This is a genomic window from Symbiopectobacterium purcellii, from assembly GCF_052050035.1.
GTDB lineage: Bacteria > Pseudomonadota > Gammaproteobacteria > Enterobacterales > Enterobacteriaceae > Symbiopectobacterium > Symbiopectobacterium purcellii_A.
In genome coordinates this window covers 1,428,224-1,454,051 of record NZ_CP189882.1, presented here as the reverse complement: position 1 = coordinate 1,454,051, position 25,828 = coordinate 1,428,224, and the positions used below count along the sequence as shown (strand labels likewise).

The 25,828-nt window shown below is 48.6% G+C and carries 30 protein-coding genes and 13 pseudogenes; 26 read left to right on the top strand and 17 right to left on the bottom strand.

Annotation, left to right across the window (positions count from 1 at the left end; all coding sequences use genetic code 11):
* Positions 1-146: 146 nt before the first annotated feature.
* Entirely contained in the window at positions 147-596 is a 450-nt protein-coding gene (locus ACQGXV_RS10910) for a transposase (RefSeq protein WP_440866386.1), read from the top strand.
* Complete coding sequence (locus ACQGXV_RS10905; RefSeq protein ID WP_440866385.1) at positions 593-1,267, top strand: DDE-type integrase/transposase/recombinase; 675 nt, start codon at positions 593-595, stop codon at positions 1,265-1,267. The genes ACQGXV_RS10910 and ACQGXV_RS10905 overlap by 4 nt, the downstream gene beginning before the upstream one ends.
* Here ACQGXV_RS10905 and ACQGXV_RS10900 read toward each other — a convergent pair.
* Complete coding sequence (locus tag ACQGXV_RS10900; protein WP_440866384.1) at positions 1,226-1,390, bottom strand: hypothetical protein; 165 nt, start codon at positions 1,388-1,390, stop codon at positions 1,226-1,228. The two genes, ACQGXV_RS10905 and ACQGXV_RS10900, sit on opposite strands and share 42 nt — an antisense overlap.
* On the opposite strand from ACQGXV_RS10900, the pseudogene ACQGXV_RS10895 reads away from it, so the two are divergent.
* A pseudogene (locus ACQGXV_RS10895) lies at positions 1,384-1,983 on the top strand (IS5 family transposase); the annotation flags it as partial. The gene ACQGXV_RS10900 and the pseudogene ACQGXV_RS10895 overlap by 7 nt on opposite strands.
* Positions 1,984-2,237: 254 nt before the next feature.
* On the opposite strand, the pseudogene ACQGXV_RS10890 reads toward ACQGXV_RS10895, so the two are convergent.
* Positions 2,238-2,369 (bottom strand): annotated as a pseudogene (locus ACQGXV_RS10890) (transposase); the annotation flags it as partial.
* Between the two features lie 50 nt (positions 2,370-2,419).
* Positions 2,420-3,558 (bottom strand): IS3 family transposase gene (locus ACQGXV_RS10885; RefSeq protein WP_440863593.1). Its coding sequence is split into 2 segments (ribosomal slippage): positions 2,420-3,321 and positions 3,321-3,558, totalling 1,140 coding nucleotides; the frame shifts between segments, so codons are not numbered across the junction.
* A gap of 573 nt (positions 3,559-4,131) precedes the next feature.
* On the opposite strand from ACQGXV_RS10885, the gene ACQGXV_RS10880 reads away from it, so the two are divergent.
* Complete coding sequence (locus ACQGXV_RS10880; RefSeq protein WP_440866383.1) at positions 4,132-5,085, top strand: TerC family protein; 954 nt, start codon at positions 4,132-4,134, stop codon at positions 5,083-5,085.
* A gap of 217 nt (positions 5,086-5,302) precedes the next feature.
* A pseudogene (locus ACQGXV_RS10875) lies at positions 5,303-5,594 on the top strand (serine/threonine transporter SstT); the annotation flags it as partial.
* 38 nt (positions 5,595-5,632) lie between these two features.
* On the opposite strand, the gene ACQGXV_RS10870 reads toward ACQGXV_RS10875, so the two are convergent.
* Entirely contained in the window at positions 5,633-6,607 is a 975-nt protein-coding gene (locus ACQGXV_RS10870; RefSeq protein WP_440866382.1) for an IS30 family transposase, read from the bottom strand.
* Between the two features lie 62 nt (positions 6,608-6,669).
* Between ACQGXV_RS10870 and ACQGXV_RS10865 the strand changes: the two genes are divergently transcribed.
* The 4 genes and pseudogenes from ACQGXV_RS10865 to ACQGXV_RS10850 form a co-directional block, all read left to right on the top strand.
* Entirely contained in the window at positions 6,670-6,837 is a 168-nt protein-coding gene (locus ACQGXV_RS10865) for a hypothetical protein (protein WP_440866216.1), read from the top strand.
* Positions 6,761-7,294, top strand: a complete 534-nt coding sequence (locus tag ACQGXV_RS10860; RefSeq protein ID WP_440862665.1) for an IS630 family transposase — start codon at positions 6,761-6,763, stop codon at positions 7,292-7,294. Before ACQGXV_RS10865 ends, ACQGXV_RS10860 begins: the two co-directional genes overlap by 77 nt.
* On the top strand, positions 7,255-8,184 hold the full coding sequence (locus tag ACQGXV_RS10855; RefSeq protein ID WP_440863534.1) for an IS30 family transposase: 930 nt from the start codon (positions 7,255-7,257) through the stop codon (positions 8,182-8,184). The genes ACQGXV_RS10860 and ACQGXV_RS10855 overlap by 40 nt, the downstream gene beginning before the upstream one ends.
* Positions 8,185-8,221: 37 nt before the next feature.
* Positions 8,222-8,527 (top strand): annotated as a pseudogene (locus ACQGXV_RS10850) (MFS transporter); the annotation flags it as partial.
* A gap of 45 nt (positions 8,528-8,572) precedes the next feature.
* On the opposite strand, the gene ACQGXV_RS10845 reads toward ACQGXV_RS10850, so the two are convergent.
* Both ACQGXV_RS10845 and ACQGXV_RS10840 read right to left on the bottom strand, forming a co-directional pair.
* The gene (locus tag ACQGXV_RS10845) at positions 8,573-9,007 is read right to left on the bottom strand and encodes a transposase family protein (RefSeq protein WP_440862780.1); all 435 of its coding nucleotides are present in this window, start codon (positions 9,005-9,007) and stop codon (positions 8,573-8,575) included.
* Positions 9,008-9,472, bottom strand: coding sequence for a helix-turn-helix domain-containing protein (locus tag ACQGXV_RS10840; protein WP_440866381.1), 465 nt, complete (start codon positions 9,470-9,472; stop codon positions 9,008-9,010).
* An 86-nt stretch (positions 9,473-9,558) separates the two neighbouring features.
* On the opposite strand from ACQGXV_RS10840, the pseudogene ACQGXV_RS10835 reads away from it, so the two are divergent.
* From ACQGXV_RS10835 to ACQGXV_RS10810, 6 genes and pseudogenes are all read left to right on the top strand, one after another.
* Positions 9,559-10,401: pseudogene (locus ACQGXV_RS10835) on the top strand (MFS transporter); the annotation flags it as partial.
* A gap of 249 nt (positions 10,402-10,650) precedes the next feature.
* Positions 10,651-11,427 carry a transcriptional regulator ExuR gene (gene exuR / locus ACQGXV_RS10830; protein ID WP_440866380.1) on the top strand — a complete coding sequence of 259 codons (777 nt, stop codon included), beginning with the start codon at positions 10,651-10,653 and terminating at the stop codon, positions 11,425-11,427.
* A gap of 411 nt (positions 11,428-11,838) precedes the next feature.
* Entirely contained in the window at positions 11,839-12,513 is a 675-nt protein-coding gene (locus ACQGXV_RS10825; protein ID WP_440866379.1) for a DedA family protein, read from the top strand.
* Positions 12,494-12,892 carry an EnvZ/OmpR regulon moderator MzrA gene (gene mzrA, locus ACQGXV_RS10820; protein WP_440866378.1) on the top strand — a complete coding sequence of 133 codons (399 nt, stop codon included), beginning with the start codon at positions 12,494-12,496 and terminating at the stop codon, positions 12,890-12,892. Before ACQGXV_RS10825 ends, mzrA begins: the two co-directional genes overlap by 20 nt.
* A 38-nt stretch (positions 12,893-12,930) precedes the next feature.
* Positions 12,931-13,209 (top strand): transposase, encoded by a 279-nt coding sequence (locus tag ACQGXV_RS10815; RefSeq protein WP_440866377.1) that lies wholly within the window; start codon positions 12,931-12,933, stop codon positions 13,207-13,209.
* A complete protein-coding gene (locus ACQGXV_RS10810) occupies positions 13,203-13,676 on the top strand; it encodes an IS3 family transposase (protein WP_440866376.1) in 474 nt (157 codons plus the stop codon). The genes ACQGXV_RS10815 and ACQGXV_RS10810 overlap by 7 nt, the downstream gene beginning before the upstream one ends.
* 19 nt (positions 13,677-13,695) lie before the next feature.
* Here the strand turns inward: ACQGXV_RS10810 and ACQGXV_RS10805 are convergent, their stop codons facing one another.
* Both ACQGXV_RS10805 and ACQGXV_RS10800 read right to left on the bottom strand, forming a co-directional pair.
* The gene (locus ACQGXV_RS10805) at positions 13,696-14,229 is read right to left on the bottom strand and encodes an IS630 family transposase (protein WP_440867370.1); all 534 of its coding nucleotides are present in this window, start codon (positions 14,227-14,229) and stop codon (positions 13,696-13,698) included.
* Positions 14,153-14,518 carry an IS630 transposase-related protein gene (locus ACQGXV_RS10800; RefSeq protein WP_440862584.1) on the bottom strand — a complete coding sequence of 122 codons (366 nt, stop codon included), beginning with the start codon at positions 14,516-14,518 and terminating at the stop codon, positions 14,153-14,155. Before ACQGXV_RS10800 ends, ACQGXV_RS10805 begins: the two co-directional genes overlap by 77 nt.
* A 34-nt stretch (positions 14,519-14,552) precedes the next feature.
* On the opposite strand from ACQGXV_RS10800, the pseudogene ACQGXV_RS10795 reads away from it, so the two are divergent.
* Positions 14,553-14,951, top strand: a pseudogene (locus ACQGXV_RS10795) (DDE-type integrase/transposase/recombinase); the annotation flags it as partial.
* Positions 14,952-15,030: 79 nt separating this feature from the next.
* Here the strand turns inward: ACQGXV_RS10795 and ACQGXV_RS10790 are convergent.
* Together ACQGXV_RS10790 and ACQGXV_RS10785 are read right to left on the bottom strand one after the other, a co-directional pair.
* Positions 15,031-15,792: pseudogene (locus tag ACQGXV_RS10790) on the bottom strand (IS256 family transposase); the annotation flags it as partial.
* 198 nt (positions 15,793-15,990) lie between these two features.
* Positions 15,991-16,173: pseudogene (locus tag ACQGXV_RS10785) on the bottom strand (transposase); the annotation flags it as partial.
* Positions 16,174-16,432: 259 nt separating this feature from the next.
* Between ACQGXV_RS10785 and ACQGXV_RS10780 the strand changes: the two are divergent.
* Together ACQGXV_RS10780 and ACQGXV_RS10775 are read left to right on the top strand one after the other, a co-directional pair.
* The gene (locus ACQGXV_RS10780) at positions 16,433-16,825 is read left to right on the top strand and encodes an IS630 transposase-related protein (protein WP_440867369.1); all 393 of its coding nucleotides are present in this window, start codon (positions 16,433-16,435) and stop codon (positions 16,823-16,825) included.
* The gene (locus ACQGXV_RS10775) at positions 16,749-17,282 is read left to right on the top strand and encodes an IS630 family transposase (RefSeq protein ID WP_440862665.1); all 534 of its coding nucleotides are present in this window, start codon (positions 16,749-16,751) and stop codon (positions 17,280-17,282) included. The genes ACQGXV_RS10780 and ACQGXV_RS10775 overlap by 77 nt, the downstream gene beginning before the upstream one ends.
* 68 nt (positions 17,283-17,350) lie before the next feature.
* On the opposite strand, the pseudogene ACQGXV_RS10770 reads toward ACQGXV_RS10775, so the two are convergent.
* Positions 17,351-17,614, bottom strand: a pseudogene (locus tag ACQGXV_RS10770) (transposase); the annotation flags it as partial.
* Between the two features lie 72 nt (positions 17,615-17,686).
* Here ACQGXV_RS10770 and ACQGXV_RS10765 point away from each other — a divergent pair.
* Together ACQGXV_RS10765 and ACQGXV_RS10760 are read left to right on the top strand one after the other, a co-directional pair.
* The gene (locus ACQGXV_RS10765) at positions 17,687-17,872 is read left to right on the top strand and encodes a helix-turn-helix domain-containing protein (RefSeq protein WP_440867368.1); all 186 of its coding nucleotides are present in this window, start codon (positions 17,687-17,689) and stop codon (positions 17,870-17,872) included.
* Positions 17,873-18,049: 177 nt separating this feature from the next.
* The gene (locus ACQGXV_RS10760) at positions 18,050-18,610 is read left to right on the top strand and encodes a transposase family protein (protein WP_440866375.1); all 561 of its coding nucleotides are present in this window, start codon (positions 18,050-18,052) and stop codon (positions 18,608-18,610) included.
* A gap of 232 nt (positions 18,611-18,842) precedes the next feature.
* On the opposite strand, the gene argG is transcribed toward ACQGXV_RS10760, so the two are convergent.
* Together argG and ACQGXV_RS10750 are read right to left on the bottom strand one after the other, a co-directional pair.
* Positions 18,843-20,198 (bottom strand): argininosuccinate synthase, encoded by a 1,356-nt coding sequence (gene argG, locus ACQGXV_RS10755; protein WP_440866374.1) that lies wholly within the window; start codon positions 20,196-20,198, stop codon positions 18,843-18,845.
* A gap of 577 nt (positions 20,199-20,775) precedes the next feature.
* A pseudogene (locus ACQGXV_RS10750) lies at positions 20,776-20,901 on the bottom strand (IS5/IS1182 family transposase); the annotation flags it as partial.
* A 7-nt stretch (positions 20,902-20,908) separates the two neighbouring features.
* On the opposite strand from ACQGXV_RS10750, the gene ACQGXV_RS10745 reads away from it, so the two are divergent.
* A complete protein-coding gene (locus ACQGXV_RS10745) occupies positions 20,909-21,049 on the top strand; it encodes a hypothetical protein (RefSeq protein WP_440866373.1) in 141 nt (46 codons plus the stop codon).
* Here the strand turns inward: ACQGXV_RS10745 and ACQGXV_RS10740 are convergent.
* The 4 genes from ACQGXV_RS10740 to ACQGXV_RS10725 all read right to left on the bottom strand — a co-directional run bounded on the left by ACQGXV_RS10740 (position 21,025) and on the right by ACQGXV_RS10725 (position 23,251).
* Positions 21,025-21,975 (bottom strand): IS30 family transposase, encoded by a 951-nt coding sequence (locus tag ACQGXV_RS10740; protein WP_440866372.1) that lies wholly within the window; start codon positions 21,973-21,975, stop codon positions 21,025-21,027. The genes ACQGXV_RS10745 and ACQGXV_RS10740 overlap by 25 nt on opposite strands.
* A 249-nt stretch (positions 21,976-22,224) precedes the next feature.
* Positions 22,225-22,758 (bottom strand): IS630 family transposase, encoded by a 534-nt coding sequence (locus tag ACQGXV_RS10735; RefSeq protein WP_440867367.1) that lies wholly within the window; start codon positions 22,756-22,758, stop codon positions 22,225-22,227.
* Positions 22,682-23,047, bottom strand: a complete 366-nt coding sequence (locus ACQGXV_RS10730; protein WP_440862584.1) for an IS630 transposase-related protein — start codon at positions 23,045-23,047, stop codon at positions 22,682-22,684. The genes ACQGXV_RS10735 and ACQGXV_RS10730 overlap by 77 nt, the downstream gene beginning before the upstream one ends.
* Complete coding sequence (locus ACQGXV_RS10725; RefSeq protein WP_440866371.1) at positions 23,048-23,251, bottom strand: helix-turn-helix domain-containing protein; 204 nt, start codon at positions 23,249-23,251, stop codon at positions 23,048-23,050.
* A gap of 82 nt (positions 23,252-23,333) precedes the next feature.
* Between ACQGXV_RS10725 and ACQGXV_RS10720 the strand changes: the two are divergent.
* From ACQGXV_RS10720 to ACQGXV_RS10700, 5 genes and pseudogenes are all read left to right on the top strand, one after another.
* Positions 23,334-23,736 (top strand): annotated as a pseudogene (locus ACQGXV_RS10720) (NAD(P)/FAD-dependent oxidoreductase); the annotation flags it as partial.
* 97 nt (positions 23,737-23,833) lie between these two features.
* Positions 23,834-24,022 (top strand): hypothetical protein, encoded by a 189-nt coding sequence (locus tag ACQGXV_RS10715; protein ID WP_440864326.1) that lies wholly within the window; start codon positions 23,834-23,836, stop codon positions 24,020-24,022.
* A gap of 49 nt (positions 24,023-24,071) precedes the next feature.
* Positions 24,072-24,824 (top strand): annotated as a pseudogene (locus ACQGXV_RS10710) (IS256 family transposase); the annotation flags it as partial.
* A gap of 201 nt (positions 24,825-25,025) precedes the next feature.
* Positions 25,026-25,481, top strand: a pseudogene (locus ACQGXV_RS10705) (transposase); the annotation flags it as partial.
* Positions 25,459-25,824, top strand: coding sequence for a helix-turn-helix domain-containing protein (locus ACQGXV_RS10700; RefSeq protein WP_440866370.1), 366 nt, complete (start codon positions 25,459-25,461; stop codon positions 25,822-25,824). The pseudogene ACQGXV_RS10705 and the gene ACQGXV_RS10700, both read left to right, overlap by 23 nt.
* The last annotated feature ends 4 nt before the right edge of the window (positions 25,825-25,828 follow it).

The following is a 25,828-nucleotide window of genomic DNA, read 5'->3' as shown; positions in this document are numbered from 1 at the left end:
CTGATTTCGGGGGCTGGCAACGATGAAAACCGGCTTTTTTATCGTGAACCCCCCATGTCAGGGTAGTTGTCGCCTCTGAGTGAAAAAAATCTAGGGGGCTGGAGAAGCTGTTCATGTGAAGCTATTCGCCAGAACGTAAAGCGGCTGTGATCGCCAGAATGTTGCCGCCGCATAGTCAGTCTATTTACCAGATATCCCGCCTGGAAGGCATTCCCGCCAATACGCTTTATGGCTGGCGGTCTCAGGCTGGAATTCCGACTCAGTCGGCAGCCAGTGAGAGTAAACTCCACCTGGAGTGGTCTCAGGATGCGCGCTTCGCCGTTATCGTTGAAACCGCGCCGCTTTCTGCTCATGCTGTGGCTGAATACTGTCGCCGTAAAGGCCTCTATCCTGAACAGATTCAGCAGTGGAAGGACGAGTTTATGCAGCCAGGTCAGCGTGCAGAAAGAGCCTTAATAAAGAAACAACAAAAAGAAATTCAGCAGCTTAATCGTGAAATAGCCCGCAAGGACAAAGCCCTCGCCGAAGCGGCGGCACTGCTCATCCTGGAAAAAAAGCTCAAGGCGTTCTTCGACGAAGAACGCGAGGTCGAATGACGCGCACAGCCGACAGGTTACGGCTGATGAAGATGCTGGAGGAGGCTGCCACTGCCGGCGTCCGGCAAAGCGATGCCTGCAGGTCTGTAGGTATTAGCGAGCGGACGTTCCAGCGCTGGCGGCTAAGTCCTGACGACCGGCGACCGACGGCATCACGGCCGATGCCGAAAAACAGGCTCAGTGCTGAAGAGGAACAGCAGGTGCTGGCCATCTGCCATGAGCCACGATTCGCCAGTCTGTCGCCGGCGCAAATCGTACCGGCACTAGCCGATGAGGGGCGTTACGTTGCCAGTGAATCGACGTTTTACCGGGTGTTGCGCCGTGCCGGAGAGGTCAGTCATCGCGGGCGTCAGCAGGCCCCGCAAAGTAAGCCGCTGTCGACATGGAAGGCGATCGCGCCGAACCAGGTGTGGTCGTGGGACATCACCTGGCTGAAGTCGCTGACGGCGGGTCACTGGTTCTACCTGTATCTCATAGAAGATGTGTTCAGTCGCAAAATAGTGGGTTATGAGGTGTACCCGGTCGAAAGCGGCGAGTATGCAGCAGAACTGCTGAAGCGAACGGTGCTGAGCGAGCGCTGCTGGCAGGAGCCGCTGGTACTGCATGCGGATAACGGTGCACCGATGAAGTCACAGGTGCTGCAGGTGAAGCTTGCGGAGCTGAAGATATAGCCAAGCGACATTATTTTGATAACAGCCAGCTATGCTTCTTTGCCGCATATCAGGGCATAGGATGTAATCATTTTTAAGTCGGTTGGCTATATCATCGCTCCCGATAGCAGCTCCCCATGGCAAAGCACAAGTTTAAAATCACCAACTGGCCCACCTACAACAAAGCACTCAGACAACGCGGCTCCCTGACGGTCTGGCTTGATGAGTCCGCCATCGCTGCATGGACTGACAGTGCTTCGCCTGAAGGTCGTGGTCGGCCGCTTTACTACACCGATATGGCTGTTACCACGGTTTTGATGATAAAGCGCGTGTTTAACCTGTCGCTCCGGGCATTACAGGGCTTTGTCGACTCGGTTTTTACACTGATGAGCCTGCCACTGCGCTGCCCGGACTACTCTCTGGTCAGTCGGCGGGCAAAAACCGTCAGTATCAGCATAAAAACGCCAACGCGTGGTGAAATCTCGCATCTGGTCATCGACAGTACCGGTCTGAAGGTCTTTAGCGAAGGTGAATGGAAAGTCAGGCAGCATGGGGCTGACAGACGAAGAGTGTGGCGCAAGCTTCATCTGGCAGCAGACAGTGCGACGCATGAGATTATCTGTGCCGACTTATCGCTCAGCGGAACGACAGATGCGCAGGCACTGCCGGGCCTGATTAACCAAACCCACCGAAAAATCAGGGAAGTGTCAGCAGACGGTGCTTATGACGCCCGTTATAGCCAACCGACTTAAAAATGATTACAGCCGATGCCCTGATATGTGGCAAAGAAGCATAGCTGGCTGTTATCAAAATAATGTCGCTTAGCTATAAAGCGAAAATCGGTGTATGAGGCAGCAAAAATGCAGAACCCGCATCGTTGGTCAGTGCCAACAAGAAACTGGGAGCTGCAGGACGAAGTGTGGCTAAATCCGGAACGGGAAAAACAGGCCGTATGAATCAACTGGGGCGACAACTACCTTGACACGCACCGGCTTCCCCCGTCGTAGTGTGCCAGTCGCGCACCCGACACAGGCAGTTTTTTCAGGTACCGGCCCAGGTACTTTGCTGTCTGCCGGGGATGTTTCGTCGGCTTCGCAAAATACACGTGCCAGTAAATCTCTCCCTGCTCATTTTTTCCCTGGCTGAGGATAAAGCGTGCACTGGTCAAGTAAATCAGGACACTTTTTTCTCAGCCATTTGTTCATAACGCACCGGAGACAGATCCCCGTTAGCGGCATGATGCCTGTGTAGGTTGTAGTAGCGGATATACGTCGCCACATCCTGCTCCATGTAAGCCCGTGTTGGCTGTGGTACCAGCAGCAACCATTCATGTTTCAGACTGCCCCAGAAGCGCTCCATCACCGCATTATCCCAGCAGGCACCCACGTCTCCCATACTGCTCCTCAGCCTGTAGCTGCTCAGCAGCGCCTGAAAGCGTTGTCCCGTGTACTGCGCCCCCCTGTCCGTATGCACCACCAGGCCCGGCGGGGGAGTTCGCAGGTTATATGCCTTCATCAGGGCCCCGCAGACCAGCGATGAGGTCATCCGTCTGTCCACCTGCCAGCCCACTATCTGCCGGGAGTACAAATCCATAATAGCCGCCAGATACAGCCAGCCTTCACCGGTCTTCAGATACGTGATGTCACTCGCCCACACCTGATTTGGCCCCGGCGGGTTAAAATTCTGGTTCAGCAGGTTTGGGGCCACCTCTGCACCCGGGCGGGGTTTTGTCGTGACCTTATAAGTCCGGCGCTGTCGGCAGACCAGCCCCTCTTCCTGCATGAGTTTCCTCACCCGCCAGCGGCTGATTATGATGCCTTCTCCACGAAGCCTTTTGACCAGCGTCCGGCTTCCTGCTCCCTGCCTGCTGGCGGCGAACAGCGCCTTTAACCTGACCCGGACCTCCACGTCTTTTTGCAGCGGTTCGGCGGGCTTTTTTCGCCATGCATACCAGGCAGAGGCCGTCACACGCATGACCCGACAGAGTGTACGAACGCTGAAGTCAGTGGCATTGTCGAGAATGAACCGGTATCTCACGACATATGTTTCGCGAAGAAGGCACTCGCCTTTTTTAGTATCTCCTTCTCTGTACGTAACTCTTTGTTTTCCTTTTGTAACCGTTTTAACTCTGCACGTTCATCATCGCTGAGTACGCCGTTGCTCTGCTCGCGTGCCAGCGAGACCCATGTATGCAGGGTTTTGTTGCTTATGCCCAGCGATGCTGCTGCCCTGGCTATCGTATAGCCCTGCTCTGTTACCAGGGCAACGGCTTCCTTTTTAAACTCAGGGGTAAATTGTCGTTTATGGTTCACTAAACACCTCCGTTTTGGATGTAAGTTTAGTGTCCTGATTATTCAACCACTACATGTATCGGTGCTGAAATCCTGCGCCCGTCACCTGAGTGCATCGTCATCAAGGGTTCGGTTTCGGACACAGAAATACCGCAGCTACGTCGTTTAGGCAACACCCAAAGGCGTTTTGGTTAAAAGTAGTCTTAGCATGGTTTATTTTCCGTTTTCCAAGCGGCCCCCAATAACGGAGCTGGTGAAAAGTGTTCACAGAATTTGACCTGGATCGACTTTTCACCTATCTTTGCTGATGCAAAGGGGAGTAACTTTTCCGCCGATTAATCGTCATTACGAAGCCATGTGTCAAGCTTGCTATAAAGTAAGTGGAGATATGCTTCCGGTTATCGGGCAATACCAATGAGCATTCCGCATTGGCGTTGTAAGTGAGACCTTGCCTGAAGGCGAGGTACATTTGCAACGCGAGTGACCAAACGACCTGTGTCTTCCGATACATGTCGTTTTTTTTTACCTGGCTCGCCATCGCGCCAGATAAAAATGAGGCCTGACGGTGTTAATTTTTGTTGCAAGGAACCTGTTATGAACTCCATCGGTACGCCGTGGTTGTGGGGCAGCTTCGCTGTCATCGTTATCGCCATGCTGGCGGTAGATCTGCTCTATCAAGGGCGTAAGGTTGCCACCACAATGACCTTTCGCCAGGCTGCCGCCTGGTCATTGATTTGGGTTACACTGTCGCTCGCCTTCAATGCCGGATTCTGGTGTTATCTGAAAGGCACGCTAGGCGTAGAAGTCGCCAACACGCAAGCACTCGCCTTCCTCACCGGTTATCTGATTGAAAAAGCGCTCGCTGTCGATAACGTCTTCGTCTGGCTAATGCTGTTCAGCTATTTCGGCGTGCCTGCCCACTATCAGCGACGCGTACTGGTGTATGGCGTGCTGGGAGCCATCATCCTGCGAACGCTGATGGTGTTTGGTGGTAGTTGGCTGGTGACGCAGTTCCAGTGGTTACTCTACGTATTTGGCGCGTTCTTGCTGTTTACGGGCCTGAAAATGGCGTTCTCCAAATACGATGGTGGCGATCTTGGTGACAAGCCGCTAGTGCGTTGGCTACGTGGGCACCTGCGGATGACGGATACCATCGAAAACGAACGCTTCTTCTTGCGGCGCAACGGTATTCTGTATGCCACCCCGCTGTTTTTAGTCTTGATTCTGGTTGAGATAAGCGATGTTATCTTTGCCATTGACAGTATCCCGGCTATTTTTGCGGTTACCACCGACCCGTTTATTGTGCTGACCTCCAACCTGTTCGCCATTCTGGGCCTGCGCACCATGTATTTCCTGCTGGCTGGCGTGGCGGAGAAGTTCTCGCTGCTCAAGTATGGTCTGGCCGTCATTCTGGTGTTTATCGGCACCAAGATGATGCTGATCGACCTGTTCCATATTCCTATCGCTATCTCTCTGGGCGTTGTAGCCAGCATTCTGGCCATCACGTTGCTGATTAACCTGTGGGTGAATCAGCGCGCCGCTCGCTAAACCGCTTATCGCCTCCGTAAAAGGAGGCGATTTGTGAATGACCCGCCGCACAAATTCGTGTGCCATTGCTTTTTTTAATGCCTCTTTTCCCTATACTGCTCTGCGCAAACACTTTGTTACAGGTTATGAAAAAAAACCATTGCATTCTCCAGAGGTTTTCATACTGCAACGTGCTACCACACAACCCTTGTTAAGTTACGGAAACACCGTCTATTTTATGAAAAATACATACTCTGCGATTCTCCGCTATACAGTGCGAGGCAGTCTGGTGCAGCAAATCGTTGTCGGGTTAGCGTTAGGTATTCTCCTCGCGCTGCTCCCCTTCGGCGGCCTTGGCCGTCGGCCTGCTCGGTACGCTGTTTGTCGGAGGCTTGAAAGCCGTTGCGCCTGTTTTAGTACTGGTTCTGGTGATGGCGTCCATCACCAATCATCAGCAAGGACAGAAAACCAATATCCGCCCCATTCTGGTCCTGTACGGCATCTGCACCTTTTCGGCCGCGCTGGTCGCGGCCCATTCCCAGTCGAAACGCAACAAAACGGTAGGGCATTATGCCGCCTGTAAGTGCGTTAAAAATACCTCATTTGGAGAACGATAACCCAGCGATTTTCTGCCTCGCGTATTGAGCAGGTGTTCGAGTGCTGCAACCTTGCGATGGGTGACATAATTGAAGTCCGTTCCCTTCGGGTAAAAACGCCGTATCAGCCCGTTGGTATGCTCATTCAACCCGCGTTCCCAGGAATGATATGGCCGGGCAAAGTAGACCGGTGCCCCCGTGACTTTTGTAATTTCCCCGTGCTGGGAAAATTCAGAACCGTTGTCAGCAGTCAGGGTTTTAAACTCGCAGAAGGTATTGGCAACGATGTCCCTGAAGGCCGCTACCACTGTCTCTGCTCGCTTGTTGGGCAGTTTGCGAATGATGACCAGCTTGACGGCTTTATCGACCACCGTCAGCAGGAATGATTTCTGATCTTTGCCAAAGATGGTGTCAATCTCGAAATGCCCGGGTTCCTGCTTGAGGTCAGCAACGGCCGGCCGCTGCTCAATGCCAACACGGTTGGGAATAGGACCGCGTTTGTTCTCATCGGTCTGATAGTTATACCGTTTACCCCGATGAGGGAGCTGCTGATACAGCTCACCGCCGGCCCGGCGCTCCTGCTGGATATAGCGATAGAGCGAGTTCTTGCTGACGGACAGGCCAAATTCCAGGACCAGGCGCCCACTGATGACCTCAGGTGAGGTGTGGGTAGACAGCGCCGTTCTGATAAAGTCCTGAATGTGCGGTTCAAGCTGGTTAATCACGCTGTCCGGCCGTGTTTTCTGCCGCCGCCCTCTGGCCAACGTTTCGGCCCTTCTGCAGGAATAGACCCCGTTGAAAGCGGCATCGGTATTGCGTCTGAGTTCCCTGCTGATGGTAGAACGAGGAAGCTCCAGTTCCCGGGCGATGTTGGCCTGGTTAACCCCATCACCACGCCGCTTTTCGATGTAGAACCGTTCTTTGTGAGTCAGATGTTTTCCCTGCATGCAACGGGATCTCCAGTAGGGCCAGAACGGTGATTTTATCCGACTCTGGCCAGTGGGTCACTTTGTTGCATTTCGACTGGGAATGGGGCGCAGAGCGTTTTGGCGTTTGTCAGAAGGCCATTTGGCAAGCGCTTAAAAAGCTGGGATTGACCTATAAAAAAAACTCTACGTCATCCGAAAGCCGACGAAAACGCCCGGCAGGGATTTCAACAAAAAAAACAACAGTATGAAAAAGAAGGTAAACCTATTGTTTTTATTGATGAAAGTGGTTTTTCACACGATGCCCCACGGACTCACGGCTATTCCCCAAAAGGTCAACGGTGTTTTGGCCTGAAGAACTGGGGAGCTAGGGGAAGAACAAATGTTATCGGCGCTTTATTAGGCACAACGCTGTTTGCTATCGGATTATTTGATATCAATATTAACAGCGATGTTTTCTATGCCTGGGTCACACAAGTCCTTATCCCAGTACTCCCTAAAAACAGTGTAATCATGATGGACAATGCCACTTTTCACAAAAAACATAATATTCAACAAGTCATCATCGATGCAGGGTATATGGTGGAGTATTTGCCTACATATTCGCCAGATCTTAACCCAATTGAGCATAAATGGGCACAAGCAAAAAGCAAAAAAAGAGAGATGGGTTGCGATACAGAGAGTTTGTTCTCAGTCCATATGGTGTAATCAAAATTAAGTCGCTTGGCTATACCATCAGCAGGGAGCTCAGACGCAATACCGACGCCGCTTTCAACGGGGTCTATTCCTGCAGAAGGGCCGAAACGTTGGCCAGAGGGCGGCGGCAGAAAACTCGGCCGGACAGCGTGATTAACCAGCTTGAACCGCACATTCAGGACTTTATCAGAACGGCGCTGTCTACCCACACCTCACCTGAGGTCATCAGTGGGCGCCTGGTCCTGGAATTTGGCCTGTCCGTCAGCAAGAACTCGCTCTATCGCTATATCCAGCAGGAGCGCCGGGCCGGCGGTGAGCTGTATCAGCAGCTCCCTCATCGGGGTAAACGGTATAACTATCAGACCGATGAGAACAAACGCGGTCCTATTCCCAACCGTGTTGGCATTGAGCAGCGGCCGGCCGTTGCTGACCTCAAGCAGGAACCCGGGCATTTCGAGATTGACACCATCTTTGGCAAAGATCAGAAATCATTCCTGCTGACGGTGGTCGATAAAGCCGTCAAGCTGGTCATCATTCGCAAACTGCCCAACAAGCGAGCAGAGACAGTGGTAGCGGCCTTCAGGGACATCGTTGCCAATACCTTCTGCGAGTTTAAAACCCTGACTGCTGACAACGGTTCTGAATTTTCCCAGCACGGGGAAATTACAAAAGTCACGGGGGCACCGGTCTACTTTGCCCGGCCATATCATTCCTGGGAACGCGGGTTGAATGAGCATACCAACGGGCTGATACGGCGTTTTTACCCGAAGGGAACGGACTTCAATTATGTCACCCATCGCAAGGTTGCAGCACTCGAACACCTGCTCAATACGCGAGGCAGAAAATCGCTGGGTTATCGTTCTCCAAATGAGGTATTTTTAACGCACTTACAGGCGGCATAATGCCCTACCGTTTTGTTGCGTTTCGACTGGGAATGGGGCCGCCTGCTATAATACCGTTATGCAACCCATCGCCGGTTACTTACTGGACCTGTTGGGCACCAAAGTGGGCTACGCCATGTTCGCTATCCTGTGGGCCATTTTCTGTGCCAGCAAAGCGATGGCAAACAGCTGGCAAGGTCTGGCCATTTCACGTGGTCTGGTCGGCATGGCCGAAGCCGCCATGATCCCCGCGGGCCTGAAAGCGAGCAGTGAATGGTTCCCGGCTAAAGAGCGTTCCGTAGCCGTAGGTTACTTCAACGTCGGTTCCTCGATCGGTGCCATGATCGCGCCGCCATTAAGCGTGTTGCTTAATAGTGAAATAAGGGTGTTTCGGTGATTGAAGTAAATTTTATGCTGTTCTGAGATGGAAATTCCAAAGACCGGCGCTAAGGAGTAAGAAGGTATCATCAATAAAGGGTCTACGATTCCGTAAAATTTGGGTCATGCAACCGAGGCGCTTGATACCCGCGATGGCGTGTTCAACTGTAATACGGATGCCCGAGATTATTTTATTTTCTTGTTTTTGTTCAGGCGATAAAGGTCTTTTTCGAGTTCCTTTTTTTGGGATTTGTGTATTAGGATGCTGTTTATCTATACCTTGAAAACCGGTATCTGCCCAGATGGTTACCTCAGGAGGAATATGGCGAATTATATCGACTTTATCGAGTAAGCGTTTATCGTGACGGCGCCCATTTTTGCTCATGGGGATAAATCCAATTTGCCTTGTTTCGTCAGTCATAATAAGCCCTTTTCGAGTGGTCTGTCTTTTCTTTCCCGAATACATTTATTTTCGCCGACGCAGATTCTTAGGCTTTTGGACAGGTCGCTCTGTCCCATCAATAAAGACGTCTTTAACTCCAGGAAAGGCGCGAAAAAATTCCTCAGCAGAGCGAATTTGACGAGCGGGCAAAACACATTCTCGCCCCAAGGTCATCTCTAAAACCGGCAATAATATTTTTACCCAGCGACATACCCGTGTTCTATCTAAACCAAAAAGAAGTCCTTGCAAATCATAGGTCGGATAACATTTTAAATACAATAAAATAAAAAGCAGTTTATCTAATGGGGTTGGGATAAATCCTTTCTGCCCTGCACCCATCTGCCGCTCGTGATCTTTTCGATTCTTTTTCCGATAAATCAAATAACAAGCTGAAAATTCAGCGGCTAAATTTTTCAATTCTTCGACTGATAATCCAATGATTGCTTTACATAAACGATTATCTCGTAACAACCGCTCTTTGTTGATCATTTCAAACCTTTATTCTCTAAGTTAAACCTCTTTTTATTCTCAATAGCCTGACAAAAAATGCAAGTCTCTATTCAGCAACTAGTTTATTGGTGGTTTGGGCCATCGTGATGCACAGTTGGGAAATGGCCTTTATCATCACCGGTGCCTTGAGCATGATTTGGGCACAGTGCTGGCTGGCGTTTTATAAACACCCGAAAGACCAGAAAAAGTTGACCGATGAAGAACGCGATTACATTCTGAGCGGTCAAGAGTCTCAGCATCAGGCTGATAACGGTAAGAAAATGTCTGCCTGGCAGATCGTGTGTAACCGCCAGTTTTGGGGCATCGCGTTACCGCGTTTTCTGGCTGAACCGGCATGGGGCACCATCAACGCCTGGATCCCGCTGTTCATGTTCAAAGTCTACGGCTTTAACCTGAAAGAAATCGCCATGTTCGCCTGGCTGCCGATGCTGTTTGCTGACCTGGGCTGCGTACTGGGTGGTTACATGCCGATGCTGTTCCAGAAATATTTCAAAGTGAACCTGATCGTTTCGCGCAAAATGGTGGTGACGCTGGGTGCGTTGTTGATGATTGGCACAGGGATTATCGGCCTGTTCACCAGTCCTTATATCGCCATCGCGCTGCTGTGCGTAGGTGGATTTGCGCACCAGTCGCTGTCCGGTGCCCTGATCACGCTCTCTTCTGATGTGTTCGGTCGTAACGAAGTGGCTACCGCCAACGGGTTGACCGGCGGCGCAGGTTGGCTGGCGAGCACCCTGTTCGCTCTGGTGGTTGGCGCATTGGCAGACACCATCGGCTTTGGCCCGCTGTTCGCGGTGCTGGCAGCCTTTGACGTACTGGGTGCCATTCTGATTTGGGTCATTCTGCAAGACCGTCCAGCGGTGCAAGCAGAACAACCGACAACGCTCGAGACGGCACAGCAGCATTAATCATTGCCTGTCTCGCGGCTAGACCTGCCTTGACGCCCGATAACCCCGGTTATCGGGCATTTTTATTGCAGGCTGATAATGCATAACTGTGACCTTGATGTTGGTCGGCTTCACGAATAAGTGGTATAACAAATCTTGACGCGATGGTTTTCTCAGCCTTTTTTCGCCCCTGTGGTGAGGTTGCGGCGCAGGAAAGTCGCAGGGAAAGGTTCCCCATTTACGGACCGTCATCTATAAAAGAGCAAAGATATGGCACTCACTGAGCCCCGTCGACTATACCAACAGTTAGCCGCAGAACTTAAGCAGCGCATCGAAAGTGGCGTTTACCTTGTTGGTGAGAAGTTACCCGCCGAACGCTACATTTCTGAAGAGATGAACGTCAACCGTACAGTAGTACGCGAGGCGATCATCATGCTGGAAGTCGAAGGCTACGTCGAGGTGCGTAAAGGCTCAGGCATTCATGTCATTTCCAATCAGCAAAGCCATCGCGTGCCCAGTGGTGGTGATATCGAGTTTATCACCGCCGGACCGTTTGAACTGCTGCAAGCTCGCCAGTTAATCGAAAGTAATATTGCCGAATTTGCGGCGACTCAGGTGACGCGCCAAGACATCGTCCAACTGATGGAGATTCAGGAATATGCGCGTCAGGAGGACCGTTTCCGTGATTCCGAGTGGGATCTGAAGTTTCATATTCAGGTGGCGCTGGCGACACAGAACTCGGCCATGGCCACTATCGTGGAAAAAATGTGGAGTCAGCGTATCCACAACCCCTATTGGCTCAAACTGCATGAAAACATTGACGATCGCTCAATCGAAAGCTGGTGCGAAGAGCACGATCAAATCCTTAAAGCGCTGATTCGTAAAGATCCCTACGCCGCCAAACTGGCGATGTGGCAGCACCTGGAAAACACCAAGCAAATGCTGTTCCTCGCCACCACCGATGACTTCGAATTCAACGTTGATCGCTATATGTTTGCCGAAAATCCCGTCGTGCATCTTGAGCCGATCACCGTGCACAAATCCTGACCACCCGAACAAAAAACCCTATCGCCTCTGTCACTTAACAGAGGCCAAAACGTCTGAAAACGCCCGTTTGTGTCAAAAAATGTAAAATCAGGCGCAAAAAAACCTTTTCGCTCAAATAGCAGCGATAAATCTCACATTTTCCTGCGATAATTCCCTATCTCAATCCTTAGGCTTTTGTTACAGTTAGAAGCTCTTTTTAACGCTTAATCTGGTATTTCCCGCGTTACTGCCGCCAAACCGCAACAATGCAGGCTCGTCGGGAAAAATGGATTAAGTGGAGATATGTGAACATCGGTATGTTCTACTCTAACAGCGCTCACCATGGCGAGCCGGTGTACATAATGACCCTTGTAGTCGGTGTCTTTCATCGCCGATGGGCCACGTAGCATGCTGTTGTGTTAGGAATACCGAATGGAATTAATTAAAGAACTTGTTAATGCGCTTTGGCACCAAAATTTCGATATTCTCGCTGACCCTAAACTGGTTTGGACGCTCTATTTTATTCTGTTCATGATCCTGTTTTTGGAAAATGGTCTGTTACCCGCCGCCTTTCTGCCCGGTGACAGTCTGCTGGTATTGGTTGGCGTGCTGGTTGCCAAAGGCACGATGAATTATGCATTCACTATCGCATTGCTGACTACCGCTGCCAGCCTGGGTTGCTGGGTGAGCTATATTCAAGGGAAGTGGCTGGGGAATACCCGGGTAGTACAAGGTTGGCTCTCTCATCTCCCCGCACACTATCACCAGCGTGCGCACCTGTTGTTCCACCGTCATGGATTGTCCGCGTTGCTGATTGGCCGCTTTCTCGCCTTTGTTCGCACGCTGCTGCCTACCATTGCCGGGCTCTCGGGGCTGGACAATACCCGCTTTCAGTTTTTCAACTGGATGAGCGGACTGCTGTGGGTGCTAATTCTGGTTTCGCTCGGGTTCGCGATTGGCAAAACGCCGGTTTTCATGAAGTATGAAGATCAGGTGATGTTTTGCCTGATTATGTTACCGCTGGTGTTGTTGTTAGTCGGCCTGTTCTGTTCACTGTTAGTTTTGTGGCGTAAGAAAAGCGCAGATAATGCAGCAAAAGGGAACTAACGTGTTATTCGGTTGGCGTTATCTGAAAGCCATCTGGCGTATGATGATTCTGGTGATGCTGCCGATTATTCTGCTGACCCAGTCACCGAGTTATCAACAGGATGAAACGCTGCTGCACATTTTTCCTCACCATCAGGGTGCGCCGCTCCCTGATGGTTTTTACGTTTACCAGCGTCTTAATGAACGTGGTATCGCTATCAAAAGCATTACCCCTGCGCCGGACAGTCTGATTGTCAGACTGGCTTCATCGGAGCAGACCTTTGCCGCGCGTGAAGCACTCCGTTCCTCGTTTCCGCAGGCAAAAATCATCACTCAGCAACCGCCGAAGCCCGTTCCGTTCTGGCGGCCAAAGCTGACGCAAAATGTAGTGGTTGAATAATCAGGACACTAAACTTACATCCAAAACGGAGGTGTTTAGTGAACCATAAACGACAATTTACCCCTGAGTTTAAAAAGGAAGCCGTTGCCCTGGTAACAGAGCAGGGCTATACGATAGCCAGGGCAGCAGCATCGCTGGGCATAAGCAACAAAACCCTGCATACATGGGTCTCGCTGGCACGCGAGCAGAGCAACGGCGTACTCAGCGAGGATGAACGTGCAGAGTTAAAACGGTTACAAAAAGAAAACAAAGAGTTACGTACAGAGAAGGAGATACTAAAAAAGGCGAGTGCCTTCTTCGCGAAACATATGTGGTGAGATACCGGTTCATTCTCGACAATGCCACTGACTTCAGCGTTCGTACACTCTGTCGGGTCATGCGTGTGACGGCCTCTGCCTGGTATGCATGGCGAAAAAAGCCCGCCGAACCGCTGCAAAAAGACGTGGAGGTCCGGGTCAGGTTAAAGGCGCTGTTCGCCGCCAGCAGGCAGGGAGCAGGAAGCCGGACGCTGGTCAAAAGGCTTCGTGGAGAAGGCATCATAATCAGCCGCTGGCGGGTGAGGAAACTCATGCAGGAAGAGGGGCTGGTCTGCCGACAGCGCCGGACTTATAAGGTCACGACAAAACCCCGCCCGGGTGCAGAGGTGGCCCCAAACCTGCTGAACCAGAATTTTAACCCGCCGGGGCCAAATCAGGTGTGGGCGAGTGACATCACGTATCTGAAGACCGGTGAAGGCTGGCTGTATCTGGCGGCTATTATGGATTTGTACTCCCGGCAGATATAGCCAAGCGACTTAATTTTGATTACACCATATGGACTGAGAACAAACTCTCTGTATCGCAACCCATCTCTCTTTTTTTGCTTTTTGCTTGTGCCCATTTATGCTCAATTGGGTTAAGATCTGGCGAATATGTAGGCAAATACTCCACCATATACCCTGCATCGATGATGACTTGTTGAATATTATGTTTTTTGTGAAAAGTGGCATTGTCCATCATGATTACACTGTTTTTAGGGAGTACTGGGATAAGGACTTGTGTGACCCAGGCATAGAAAACATAGCTGTTAATATTGATATCAAATAATCCGATAGCAAACAGCGTTGTGCCTAATAAAGCGCCGATAACATTTGTTCTTCCCCTAGCTCCCCAGTTCTTCAGGCCAAAACACCGTTGACCTTTTGGGGAATAGCCGTGAGTCCGTGGGGCATCGTGTGAAAAACCACTTTCATCAATAAAAACAATAGGTTTACCTTCTTTTTCATACTGTTGTTTTTTTTGTTGAAATCCCTGCCGGGCGTTTTCGTCGGCTTTCGGATGACGTAGAGTTTTTTTTATAGGTCAATCCCAGCTTTTTAAGCGCTTGCCAAATGGCCTTCTGACAAACGCCAAAACGCTCTGCACGTTCTTTTTGGTAAGCATCTGGATATTGTTCAACATCTTTTATCAACTCGGATTTATCGATCTTTCGCTGACGCGTGGTCGATGCTTTTGACTCTATTTGATTAATCCAACGCGATACAGAGGCAGGGCCAATCCGAAATTGCTTCGCTGTTTCTCGGATACTCAACCCTTCGTTTTTCCGTGTAGATATCACTTTACGTCTAAAATCAATTGAATAGCTCATTTAAATAATGTAATCAAAATTAAGTCGTTTAGCTATAGTGGGCTGGCAGGTGGACAGACGGATGACCTCATCGCTGGTCTGCGGGGCCCTGATGAAGGCATATAACCTGCGAACTCCCCCGCCGGGCCTGGTGGTGCATACGGACAGGGGGGCGCAGTACACGGGACAACGCTTTCAGGCGCTGCTGAGCAGCTACAGGCTGAGGAGCAGTATGGGAGACGTGGGTGCCTGCTGGGATAATGCGGTGATGGAGCGCTTCTGGGGCAGTCTGAAACATGAATGGTTGCTGCTGGTACCCCAGCCAACACGGGCTTACATGGAGCAGGATGTGGCGACGTATATCCGCTACTACAACCTAGACAGGCATAATGCCGCTAACGGGGATCTGTCTCCGGTGCGTTATGAACAAATGGCTGAGAAAAAAGTGTCCTGATTTAACGCCTAGGAATTTCAAACTTTTTGGGGCCCCTGATTTGAGTCTGTAAAGAATTTTGTGTAAATGGCTCCATTGCTTAACCGGAGATTCGTTCTCCATACATCAACATGAATTGGCTCATAGCAGGTTTCCAGTCTCTGATTGGCAAGGTCCATTTAGCAGAGATATTATGCAAGGCTAGATAGAGTAATTTTATCACCGAGTCATCCGTTGGAAATATTCGTCGCGTTTTCGTTATCTTGCGCAATGAAGCATTTAACGACTCTATCGCGTTGGTGGTGTAGATAACCTTGCGGATCTCCGGCGGAAAGTCAAAAATGACGATGAGACGTTCCCAATTATTTCTCCACGACGGGCTGATCGTCGGGAACTGCTCATCCCATTTGGCCGCGAAGGCATCCAGGGCCTCTTCAGCGCCCTCTAGCGTTGCGGAACTATAGATGGTGCGCAGGTCAGCAGCAACGGCCTTACGCTCTTTCCAGCCGACGTAGCGCAGCGAGTTCCGCACCTGATGCACAATGCAGAGCTGTACCCGCGTATGCGGGTAAACAGCATCAATGGCATCAGGAAAGCCTTTCAGGCCATCGCAGCAGGCGACGAAGATGTCCTTTAGCCCACGATTTTTCAGTTCTGTCATCACAGATAACCAGAACTTGGCCCCCTCAGTTTTGGCTATCCATAGCCCCAGCAGCTCTTTTTCGCCCTGGCCGTTGACGCCGAGGGCCAGATAAACAGACTTGTTGGCCACGGCTCCGCCGTCCTGGCTTTTGACAACAATACAGTCAAGGTAAACAATGGGATAAAGCGCATCCAGCGGCCGTTGCTGCCAGCGCTTAACGGCTTTGTTGAATAATTTAAGATACTGATTTATATAAGCATTATAAAATTTCAACGACTAATTTTTCCTCTCGGAATGCTTTTTATTGTGCTAACTATTTGATTTGTCGTTCTAACAAAATACATTCTCTGTAAATGCATTCTAACTAAAGAAGATGTAAATCAAACGGTTAAATTATTCAACAAAGCCGCGCTTAACTTCATCCATCACAGCATTGGTCACTTGAGAAATGAAGCCAGCGGAAACATCGACCCCGTAGACTTCTTTAAAGTGTGCCTGAATATCACGGGTTGATAACCCTCTGGAATAGAGAGAAATAATGCGGTCATCGAAGCCGTTAAGCTGTTTTTCGTTCTTACCGATCAGTGTCGGCTCGAAGGTATAGCCAAGCGACATTATTTTGATAACAGCCAGCTATGCTTCTTTGCCGCATATAGCTAAACGACTTAATTTTGATTACATTATTTAAATGAGCTATTCGGCTTTGTTGAATAATTTAACCGTTTGATTTACATCTTCTTTAGTTAGAATGAATTTACAGAGAATGTATTTTGTTAGAACGACAAATCAAATAGTTAGCACAATAAAAAGCATTCCGAGAGGAAAAATTAGTCGTTGAAATTTTATAATGCTTATATAAATCAGTATATTAAATTATTCAACAAAGCCGAGCTATTCAATTGATTTTAGACGTAAAGTGATATCTACACGGAAAAACGAAGGGTTGAGTATCCGAGAAACAGCGAAGCAATTTCGGATTGGCCCTGCCTCTGTATCGCGTTGGATTAATCAAATAGAGTCAAAAGCATCGACCACGCGTCAGCGAAAGATCGATAAATCCGAGTTGATAAAAGATGTTGAACAATATCCAGATGCTTACCAAAAAGAACGTGCAGAGCGTTTTGGCGTTTGTCAGAAGGCCATTTGGCAAGCGCTTAAAAAGCTGGGATTGACCTATAAAAAAAACTCTACGTCATCCGAAAGCCGACGAAAACGCCCGGCAGGGATTTCAACAAAAAAAACAACAGTATGAAAAAGAAGGTAAACCTATTGTTTTTATTGATGAAAGTGGTTTTTCACACGATGCCCCACGGACTCACGGCTATTCCCCAAAAGGTCAACGGTGTTTTGGCCTGAAGAACTGGGGAGCTAGGGGAAGAACAAATGTTATCGGCGCTTTATTAGGCACAACGCTGTTTGCTATCGGATTATTTGATATCAATATTAACAGCGATGTTTTCTATGCCTGGGTCACACAAGTCCTTATCCCAGTACTCCCTAAAAACAGTGTAATCATGATGGACAATGCCACTTTTCACAAAAAACATAATATTCAACAAGTCATCATCGATGCAGGGTATATGGTGGAGTATTTGCCTACATATTCGCCAGATCTTAACCCAATTGAGCATAAATGGGCACAAGCAAAAAGCAAAAAAAGAGAGATGGGTTGCGATACAGAGAGTTTGTTCTCAGTCCATATGGTGTAATCAAAATTAAGTCGCTTGGCTATATCAGGGCATAGGATGTAATCATTTTTAAGTCGGTTGGCTATACTGTTGCGGTCGCGCGGAATATCGAGCTCGATCTCCCCATTTTGGCTACGTACGCTCTTGGATGTCTTGCCATTGCGGGAGTTGCCTGAATGATTACCTGCCGGGTCATGCTTAGCATACCCAAGGTGCATCTCCATCTCAGCTTGAAGAACCCGTTCCGCCAGTCTTTTAGTCAGCACCTTGAGTAGGCCTGATTCACCCAGCAGATCCTGAGGGGAGTGACAATCTTGAAGCAGTTGGTCAATAAGTTCGTTGCTGATAGGCATTTTGTTATCCTTTGAAGGTTTTCCTCAAAATGCCATTTACACAGATTATTTTACAGTCTCCAGAAAGGATTTATCCCAACCCCATTAGATAAACTGCTTTTTATTTTATTGTATTTAAAATGTTATCCGACCTATGATTTGCAAGGACTTCTTTTTGGTTTAGATAGAACACGGGTATGTCGCTGGGTAAAAATATTATTGCCGGTTTTAGAGATGACTTTGGGGCGAGAATGTGTTTTGCCCGGCTTTGTTGAATAATTTAAGATACTGATTTATATAAGCATTATAAAATTTCAACGACTAATTTTTCCTCTCGGAATGCTTTTTATTGTGCTAACTATTTGATTTGTCGTTCTAACAAAATACATTCTCTGTAAATGCATTCTAACTAAAGAAGATGTAAATCAAACGGTTAAATTATTCAACAAAGCCGTTTTGCCCGCTCGTCAAATTCGCTCTGCTGAGGAATTTTTTCGCGCCTTTCCTGGAGTTAAAGACGTCTTTATTGATGGGACAGAGCGACCTGTCCAAAAGCCTAAGAATCTGCGTCGGCGAAAAAAAATGTATTCGGGAAAGAAAAGACAGACCACTCGAAAAGGGCTTATTATGACTGACGAAACAAGGCAAATTGGATTTATCCCCATGAGCAAAAATGGGCGCCGTCACGATAAACGCTTACTCGATAAAGTCGATATAATTCGCCATATTCCTCCTGAGGTAACCATCTGGGCAGATACCGGTTTTCAAGGTATAGATAAACAGCATCCTAATACACAAATCCCAAAAAAAGGAACTCGAAAAAGACCTTTATCGCCTGAACAAAAACAAGAAAATAAAATAATCTCGGGCATCCGTATTACAGTTGAACACGCCATCGCGGGTATCAAGCGCCTCGGTTGCATGACCCAAATTTTACGGAATCGTAGACCCTTTATTGATGATACCTTCTTACTCCTTAGCGCCGGTCTTTGGAATTTCCATCTCAGAACAGCGTAAAATTTACTTCAATCACCGAAACACCCTTATTTCACTATTAAGCAACACGCTTATTGGGATAAAGTTGCAACCACTCACATAATCAACGTTTTTTGTGTGATAACCGTCACAGGTGGCTCGACGGGAAGTGTGACAGCGGTCGTTTGTTGACCAGCATGTGGTAACGAAAAAAAGCAAACAAAAAAGGGTACCCGAAGGTACCCTTTTGCAAAGGAATGCAACCAGCAGCGCGTTATTTGCTGCTCTTGTCCTGCAACTGCTCAAGACCTTCCATCTGCGGTAAGCCCATTGTCGCCGAGGAGGACAGCAACCCGGTTTCAACATAGTTGAACAGTTTTTCACGCGTATCAATGATATCCAGATTACGCATCGTCAACTGACCAATACGGTCATCCGGTGAGAACACGGAATCGCCTTTTTCCATCGTCAGACGTTCCGGCTTGTAGGTCAGGTTATCCGACACCGTATTCAGGATGGAGTAGTCATTGCCGCGACGCAGTTCCAGCGTCACTTCACCAGTGACGGCACTGGCCACCCAGCGTTGCAGCCCATCACGCAGCATCAAGGCTTGCGGATCGAACCAGCGACCCTGATACAGCAGACGGCCCAACTGACGACCGTGTGCATGGTATTGCTCAATGGTATCTTCGTTATGAATACCGGTAACCAAACGTTCGTAGGCAATGTGCAGCAGCGCCATGCCGGGGGCTTCATAGATGCCACGGCTCTTCGCTTCGATAATACGGTTTTCAATCTGATCGCTCATGCCTAAACCGTGACGACCGCCAATGCGGTTGGCTTCCAGCATCAGTTCAACATCATCGGCATAGGTTTTGCCGTTCAGCGCCACCGGATAGCCGCGCTCAAAACGTACCGTGATCTCTTCTGCCGCAATCTTGACGTTCTCATCCCAGAACTTGACGCCCATGATCGGGTTAACGATCTTCACGCTGGAGTTCAGGAACTCCAAATCTTTCGCTTCGTGCGTTGCGCCCAGCATGTTGGAGTCAGTCGAGTAGGCTTTTTCTGCGGACATCTTATAGTTAAAGCCGGACTGCACCATAAATTCGGACATCTCCTGACGGCCGCCCAGTTCATCGATAAAATCCGTATCCAGCCACGGCTTATAGATTTTCAGTTCAGCATTGGTCAGCAGACCATAACGATAGAAACGCTCAATATCGTTACCTTTATAAGTACTACCGTCACCCCAGATATTCACGCCATCTTCTTTCATGGCTGCGACCAGCATGGTGCCCGTTACCGCACGGCCCAGCGGAGTGGTGTTAAAGTAGGTCAGGCCACCCGTGGTGTTATGGAAAGCACCACACTGAATAGCGGCAATACCTTCCGCAACCATCTGCTTGCGGCAGTCAATAAGACGGGCATTTTCTGCGCCGTACTCCATTGCACGACGAGGGATCTCTTCATAGTCATCCTCATCCGGTTGTCCCAGGTTTGCGGTGTAAGCATAAGGAACCGCCCCTTTTTTACGCATCCACAGCAATGCTGCACTGGTATCCAGGCCTCCGGAGAACGCAATACCAATACGTTGACCTGCCGGAAGGTGCTTGAGAATCGTCGTCATAAAATAAATCCCTGCTCGATAGACTTATGGAGAGAAGCTTAACAGCCACACCACGATATGTTACGCCATGCATTGATGAGAAAAAATCAGATCGTTATGCGCGTGGCGGCACGCTCATGTACCGATACTGTTTGCTATCCAATAAATGCATATTTATGCAAAATAAATGAGTTATAATTTAAACATCTTTTTGCCGCGACGGGAAGAGCCGAGTGATGATTTCTGCAAAAAACCGTCGATGTCGCTAAGCCGCCTTTGAATGTAACGGTAACTCTGGATTTCTACCACAAAGAATAGGCAATGAAGAACAGCTCGGAGAGAAAACAAACGCAGCAGGCAATTATACCGCCATTGCCCCATTCCCAGTCGAAACGCAACAAAACGGTAGGGCATTATGCCGCCTGTAAGTGCGTTAAAAATACCTCATTTGGAGAACGATATAGCCAACCGACTTAAAAATGATTACATCCTATGCCCTGATATGCGGCAAAGAAGCATAGCTGGCTGTTATCAAAATAATGTCGCTTGGCTATATCCTTTGAAGGTTTTCCTCAAAATGCCATTTACACAGATTATTTTACAGTCTCTGCAGCATTGCTTCATAATTTTCTACCTTCTTTTCCCAGCGCGTCAGGACCCGGCGGTAGCGATTCATCCAGCTATGCGTTCTCTCTACAACCCAGCGGTGAGCCTTAAAATCCGTATTTTTGATGGCTTCTGACTCATCCTTCCGTGACTGTTCCATCGCCAGTAATATAGCCAACCGACTTAAAAATGATTACATCCTATGCCCTGATATGCGGCAAAGAAGCATAGCTGGCTGTTATCAAAATAATGTCGCTTGGCTATAACCCAGCGATTTTCGGCCTCGCGTATTGAGCAGGTGTTCGAGTGCTGCAACCTTGCGATGGGTGACATAATTGAAGTCCGTTCCCTTCGGGTAAAAACGCCGTATCAGCCCGTTGGTATGCTCATTCAACCCGCGTTCCCAGGAATGATATGGCCGGGCAAAGTAGACCGGTGCCCCCGTGACTTTTGTAATTTCCCCGTGCTGGGAAAATTCAGAACCGTTGTCAGCAGTCAGGGTTTTAAACTCGCAGAAGGTATTGGCAACGATGTCCCTGAAGGCCGCTACCACTGTCTCTGCTCGCTTGTTGGGCAGTTTGCGAATGATGACCAGCTTGACGGCTTTATCGACCACCGTCAGCAGGAATGATTTCTGATCTTTGCCAAAGATGGTGTCAATCTCGAAATGCCCGGGTTCCTGCTTGAGGTCAGCAACGGCCGGCCGCTGCTCAATGCCAACACGGTTGGGAATAGGACCGCGTTTGTTCTCATCGGTCTGATAGTTATACCGTTTACCCCGATGAGGGAGCTGCTGATACAGCTCACCGCCGGCCCGGCGCTCCTGCTGGATATAGCGATAGAGCGAGTTCTTGCTGACGGACAGGCCAAATTCCAGGACCAGGCGCCCACTGATGACCTCAGGTGAGGTGTGGGTAGACAGCGCCGTTCTGATAAAGTCCTGAATGTGCGGTTCAAGCTGGTTAATCACGCTGTCCGGCCGAGTTTTCTGCCGCCGCCCTCTGGCCAACGTTTCGGCCCTTCTGCAGGAATAGACCCCGTTGAAAGCGGCGTCGGTATTGCGTCTGAGTTCCCTGCTGATGGTAGAACGAGGAAGCTCCAGTTCCCGGGCGATGGTGGCCTGGTTAACCCCATCACCACGCCGCTTTTCGATGTAGAACCGTTCTTTGTGAGTCAGATGTTTTCCCTGCATGCAACGGGATCTCCAGTAGGGCCAGAACGGTGATTTTATCCGACTCTGGCCAGTGGGTCACTTTGTTGCGTTTCGAGTGGGAATGGGGCATTTCACTGCCAATCCAGCGGCTAAAATCGATTTACGCGACGGAAAACCAAATAATAAAACAATGTTTTATTTAAAGGATGAATCTTTGTTATTCTCGGCGAACTATGGTTTCCCTTGCCTATTTGCTGGAGATGTTATAGCCAAGCGACTTAATTTTGATTACACCATATGGACTGAGAACAAACTCTCTGTATCGCAACCCATCTCTCTTTTTTTGCTTTTTGCTTGTGCCCATTTATGCTCAATTGGGTTAAGATCTGGCGAATATGTAGGCAAATACTCCACCATATACCCTGCATCGATGATGACTTGTTGAATATTATGTTTTTTGTGAAAAGTGGCATTGTCCATCATGATTACACTGTTTTTAGGGAGTACTGAGATAAGGACTTGTGTGACCCAGGCATAGAAAACATCGCTGTTAATATTGATATCAAATAATCCGATAGCAAACAGCGTTGTGCCTAATAAAGCGCCGATAACATTTGTTCTTCCCCTAGCTCCCCAGTTCTTCAGGCCAAAACACCGTTGACCTTTTGGGGAATAGCCGTGAGTCCGTGGGGTATCGTGTGAAAAACCACTTTCATCAATAAAAACAATAGGTTTACCTTCTTTTTCATACTGTTGTTTTTTTTGTTGAAATCCCTGCCGGGCGTTTTCGTCGGCTTTCGGATGACGTAGAGTTTTTTTTATAGGTCAATCCCAGCTTTTTAAGCGCTTGCCAAATGGCCTTCTGACAAACGCCAAAACGCTCTGCACGTTCTTTTTGGTAAGCATCTGGATATTGTTCAACATCTTTTATCAACTCGGATTTATCGATCTTTCGCTGACGCGTGGTCGATGCTTTTGACTCTATTTGATTAATCCAACGCGATACAGAGGCAGGGCCAATCCGAAATTGCTTCGCTGTTTCTCGGATACTCAACCCTTCGTTTTTCCGTGTAGATATCACTTTACGTCTAAAATCAATTGAATAGCTCATTTAAATAATGTAATCAAAATTAAGTCGTTTAGCTATACAGCAGTAGACACCATTGAAAGTAGGGTCGGTATTGCGTCTGAGTTCCCTGCTGATGGTCGAGCGAGGCAGAGCAAGCTCTCTGGCGATGGTAGCTTGGTTGACACCTTCACCACGCCGCTTTTCGATGTAGAACCGTTCTTTCTGAGTCAGATGTTTTCCCTGCATGCAACAGGCTCTCCAGTAGGGCCAGAACGGTGATTTTATCCGACTCTGGCAAGTGGGTCACTTTGTTGCGTTTCGAGTGGGAATGGGGCGGGCTGCTGGTCTGTTTTGCGCCGCCCAGGCCGGACAACGCGGATTGCGCGTTCTGCTGGTGGATAACGGTAAAAAAACCGGGTCGCAAAATATTTATGTCAGGCGGTGGCCGCTGCAATTTCACCAACATGTACGCCGAACCAGCGGCTTACCTGTCTGGAAATCCGCATTTTTGCAAATCTGCACTGGCACGTTACACCCAGTGGGATTTTATCGATCTGGTCAATCGTTACGGTATTGCCTATCACGAGAAAACCCTTGGGCAGTTGTTCTGTGATGACAGCGCGCAGCAGATTGTGGACATGCTGATGCGCGAATGCGAAATCGGCAACGTGCAGTTTCGTCTACGCAGTGAACTCCTGAGTATTGAACGGGCAGACTCAGCATTCACCCTCACCTTTGCCAATAAACTAGTTGCTGAATAGAGACTTGCATTTTTTGTCAGGCTATTGAGAATAAAAAGAGGTTTAACTTAGAGAATAAAGGTTTGAAATGATCAACAAAGAGCGGTTGTTACGAGATAATCGTTTATGTAAAGCAATCATTGGATTATCAGTCGAAGAATTGAAAAATTTAGCCGCTGAATTTTCAGCTTGTTATTTGATTTATCGGAAAAAGAATCGAAAAGATCACGAGCGGCAGATGGGTGCAGGGCAGAAAGGATTTATCCCGAGAGTGTAAAAAGATCTGTGTAAATGGCATTTTGAGGAAAACCTTCAGAGGACAAAAAATGCCTATCAGCAACGAACTTATTGACCAACTGCTTCAGGATTGCCACTCCCCTCAGGAGCTTCTGGGTGAATCAGGCCTACTCAAGGTGCTGACTAAAAGACTGGCGGAACGGGTTCTTCAAGCTGAGATGGAGATACACCTTGGGTATGCTAAGCATGACCCGGCTGGTAATAATTCAGGCAACTCCCGCAATGGCAAGACATCCAAGAGCGTACGTAGCCAAAATGGGGCGCTCGAGCTCGATATTCCGCGCGACCGCAACAGTACCTTCGAGCCGACACTGATCGGTAAGCACGAAAAGCAGCTTAACGGCTTCGATGACCGCATTATTTCTCTCTATTCCAGAGGGCTATCAACCCGTGATATTCAGGCTCACTTTAAAGAAGTCTACGGGGTCGATGTTTCCGCTGGCTTCATTTCTCAAGTGACCAATGCCGTGATGGATGACGTTAAGCGCTGGCAGCAACGGCCGCTGGATGCGTTTTATCCCATTGTTTACCTTGACTGTATTGTGGTCAAAAGCCAGGACGGCGGAGCCGTGGCCAACAAGTCTGTTTACTTGGCTCTAGGCATCAACGGCCAGGGCGAAAAAGAGCTGCTGGGGCTATGGATAGCCAAAGCCGAGGGGGCCAAGTTCTGGTTATCTGTAATGACAGAACTGAAAAATCGTGGGCTACAGGACATCTTCATCGCCTGCTGCGATGGCCTGAAGGGCTTTCCTGATGCCATTGAAGCTGTTTACCCGCATACGCGGGTACAGCTCGGCTTTGTTGAATAATTTAACCGTTTGATTTACATCTTCTTTAGTTAGAATGCATTTACAGAGAATGTATTTTGTTAGAACGACAAATCAAATAGTTAGCACAATAAAAAGCATTCCGAGAGGAAAAATTAGTCGTTGAAATTTTATAATGCTTATATAAATCAGTATCTTAAATTATTCAACAAAGCCGTACAGCTCTGCATCGTGCATCAGGTGCGGAACTCGCTGCGCTACGTCGGCTGGAAAGAACGTAAAGCCGTTGCTGCTGACCTCCGCACTATCTATAGTTCCGCAACGCTAGAGGGCGCTGAAGAGGTCCTGGATGCCTTCGCGGCCAAATGGGATGAACAGTTCCCGACGATCAGCCCATCGTGGAGAAATAATTGGGAACGTCTCATCGTCATTTTTGATTTTCCGCCGGAGATTCGCAAGGTTATCTACACCACCAACGCGATAGAGTCGTTAAATGCTTCATTGCGCAAGATAACGAAAACGCGACGAATATTTCCAACGGATGACTCGGTGCTAAAATTATTCTATCTAGCCTTGCATAATATCTCGGCTAAATGGACCCTACCAATCAGAGACTGGAAACCGGCTATGAGCCAATTCATGTTGATGTATGGAGATCGGATTTCCGGTTAAGCGATGGAGCCATTTACACGAAATTCTTTACAGACTCTTTATCCCAACCCCATTAGATAAACTGCTTTTTATTTTATTGTATTTAAAATGTTATCCGACCTATGATTTGCAAGGACTTCTTTTTGGTTTAGATAGAACACGGGTATGTCGCTGGGTAAAAATATTATTGCCGGTTTTAGAGATGACCTTGGGGCGAGAATGTGTTTTGCCCGCTCGTCAAATTCGCTCTGCTGAGGAATTTTTTCGCGCCTTTCCTGGAGTTAAAGACGTCTTTATTGATGGGACAGAGCGACCTGTCCAAAAGCCTAAGAATCTGCGTCGGCGAAAAAAAATGTATAGCTAAACGA

Coding starts and splice junctions, on each gene's coding strand:
- ACQGXV_RS10905 (WP_440866385.1), top strand. CDS start 593: ATGACGCGCACAGCCGACAGGTTACGGCTGATGAAGATGCTGGAGGAG.
- ACQGXV_RS10880 (WP_440866383.1), top strand. CDS start 4,132: ATGAACTCCATCGGTACGCCGTGGTTGTGGGGCAGCTTCGCTGTCATC.
- ACQGXV_RS10870 (WP_440866382.1), bottom strand. CDS start 6,607: ATGCAGGGAAAACATCTGACTCACAAAGAACGGTTCTACATCGAAAAG.
- ACQGXV_RS10845 (WP_440862780.1), bottom strand. CDS start 9,007: ATGTATTCGGGAAAGAAAAGACAGACCACTCGAAAAGGGCTTATTATG.
- ACQGXV_RS10840 (WP_440866381.1), bottom strand. CDS start 9,472: ATGATCAACAAAGAGCGGTTGTTACGAGATAATCGTTTATGTAAAGCA.
- exuR (WP_440866380.1), top strand. CDS start 10,651: ATGGCACTCACTGAGCCCCGTCGACTATACCAACAGTTAGCCGCAGAA.
- ACQGXV_RS10825 (WP_440866379.1), top strand. CDS start 11,839: ATGGAATTAATTAAAGAACTTGTTAATGCGCTTTGGCACCAAAATTTC.
- mzrA (WP_440866378.1), top strand. CDS start 12,494: ATGCAGCAAAAGGGAACTAACGTGTTATTCGGTTGGCGTTATCTGAAA.
- ACQGXV_RS10800 (WP_440862584.1), bottom strand. CDS start 14,518: ATGAGCTATTCAATTGATTTTAGACGTAAAGTGATATCTACACGGAAA.
- argG (WP_440866374.1), bottom strand. CDS start 20,198: ATGACGACGATTCTCAAGCACCTTCCGGCAGGTCAACGTATTGGTATT.
- ACQGXV_RS10745 (WP_440866373.1), top strand. CDS start 20,909: ATGGCTTCTGACTCATCCTTCCGTGACTGTTCCATCGCCAGTAATATA.
- ACQGXV_RS10740 (WP_440866372.1), bottom strand. CDS start 21,975: ATGCAGGGAAAACATCTGACTCACAAAGAACGGTTCTACATCGAAAAG.
- ACQGXV_RS10730 (WP_440862584.1), bottom strand. CDS start 23,047: ATGAGCTATTCAATTGATTTTAGACGTAAAGTGATATCTACACGGAAA.
- ACQGXV_RS10725 (WP_440866371.1), bottom strand. CDS start 23,251: ATGCAGGGAAAACATCTGACTCAGAAAGAACGGTTCTACATCGAAAAG.
- ACQGXV_RS10715 (WP_440864326.1), top strand. CDS start 23,834: ATGATCAACAAAGAGCGGTTGTTACGAGATAATCGTTTATGTAAAGCA.
- ACQGXV_RS10700 (WP_440866370.1), top strand. CDS start 25,459: ATGGAGATCGGATTTCCGGTTAAGCGATGGAGCCATTTACACGAAATT.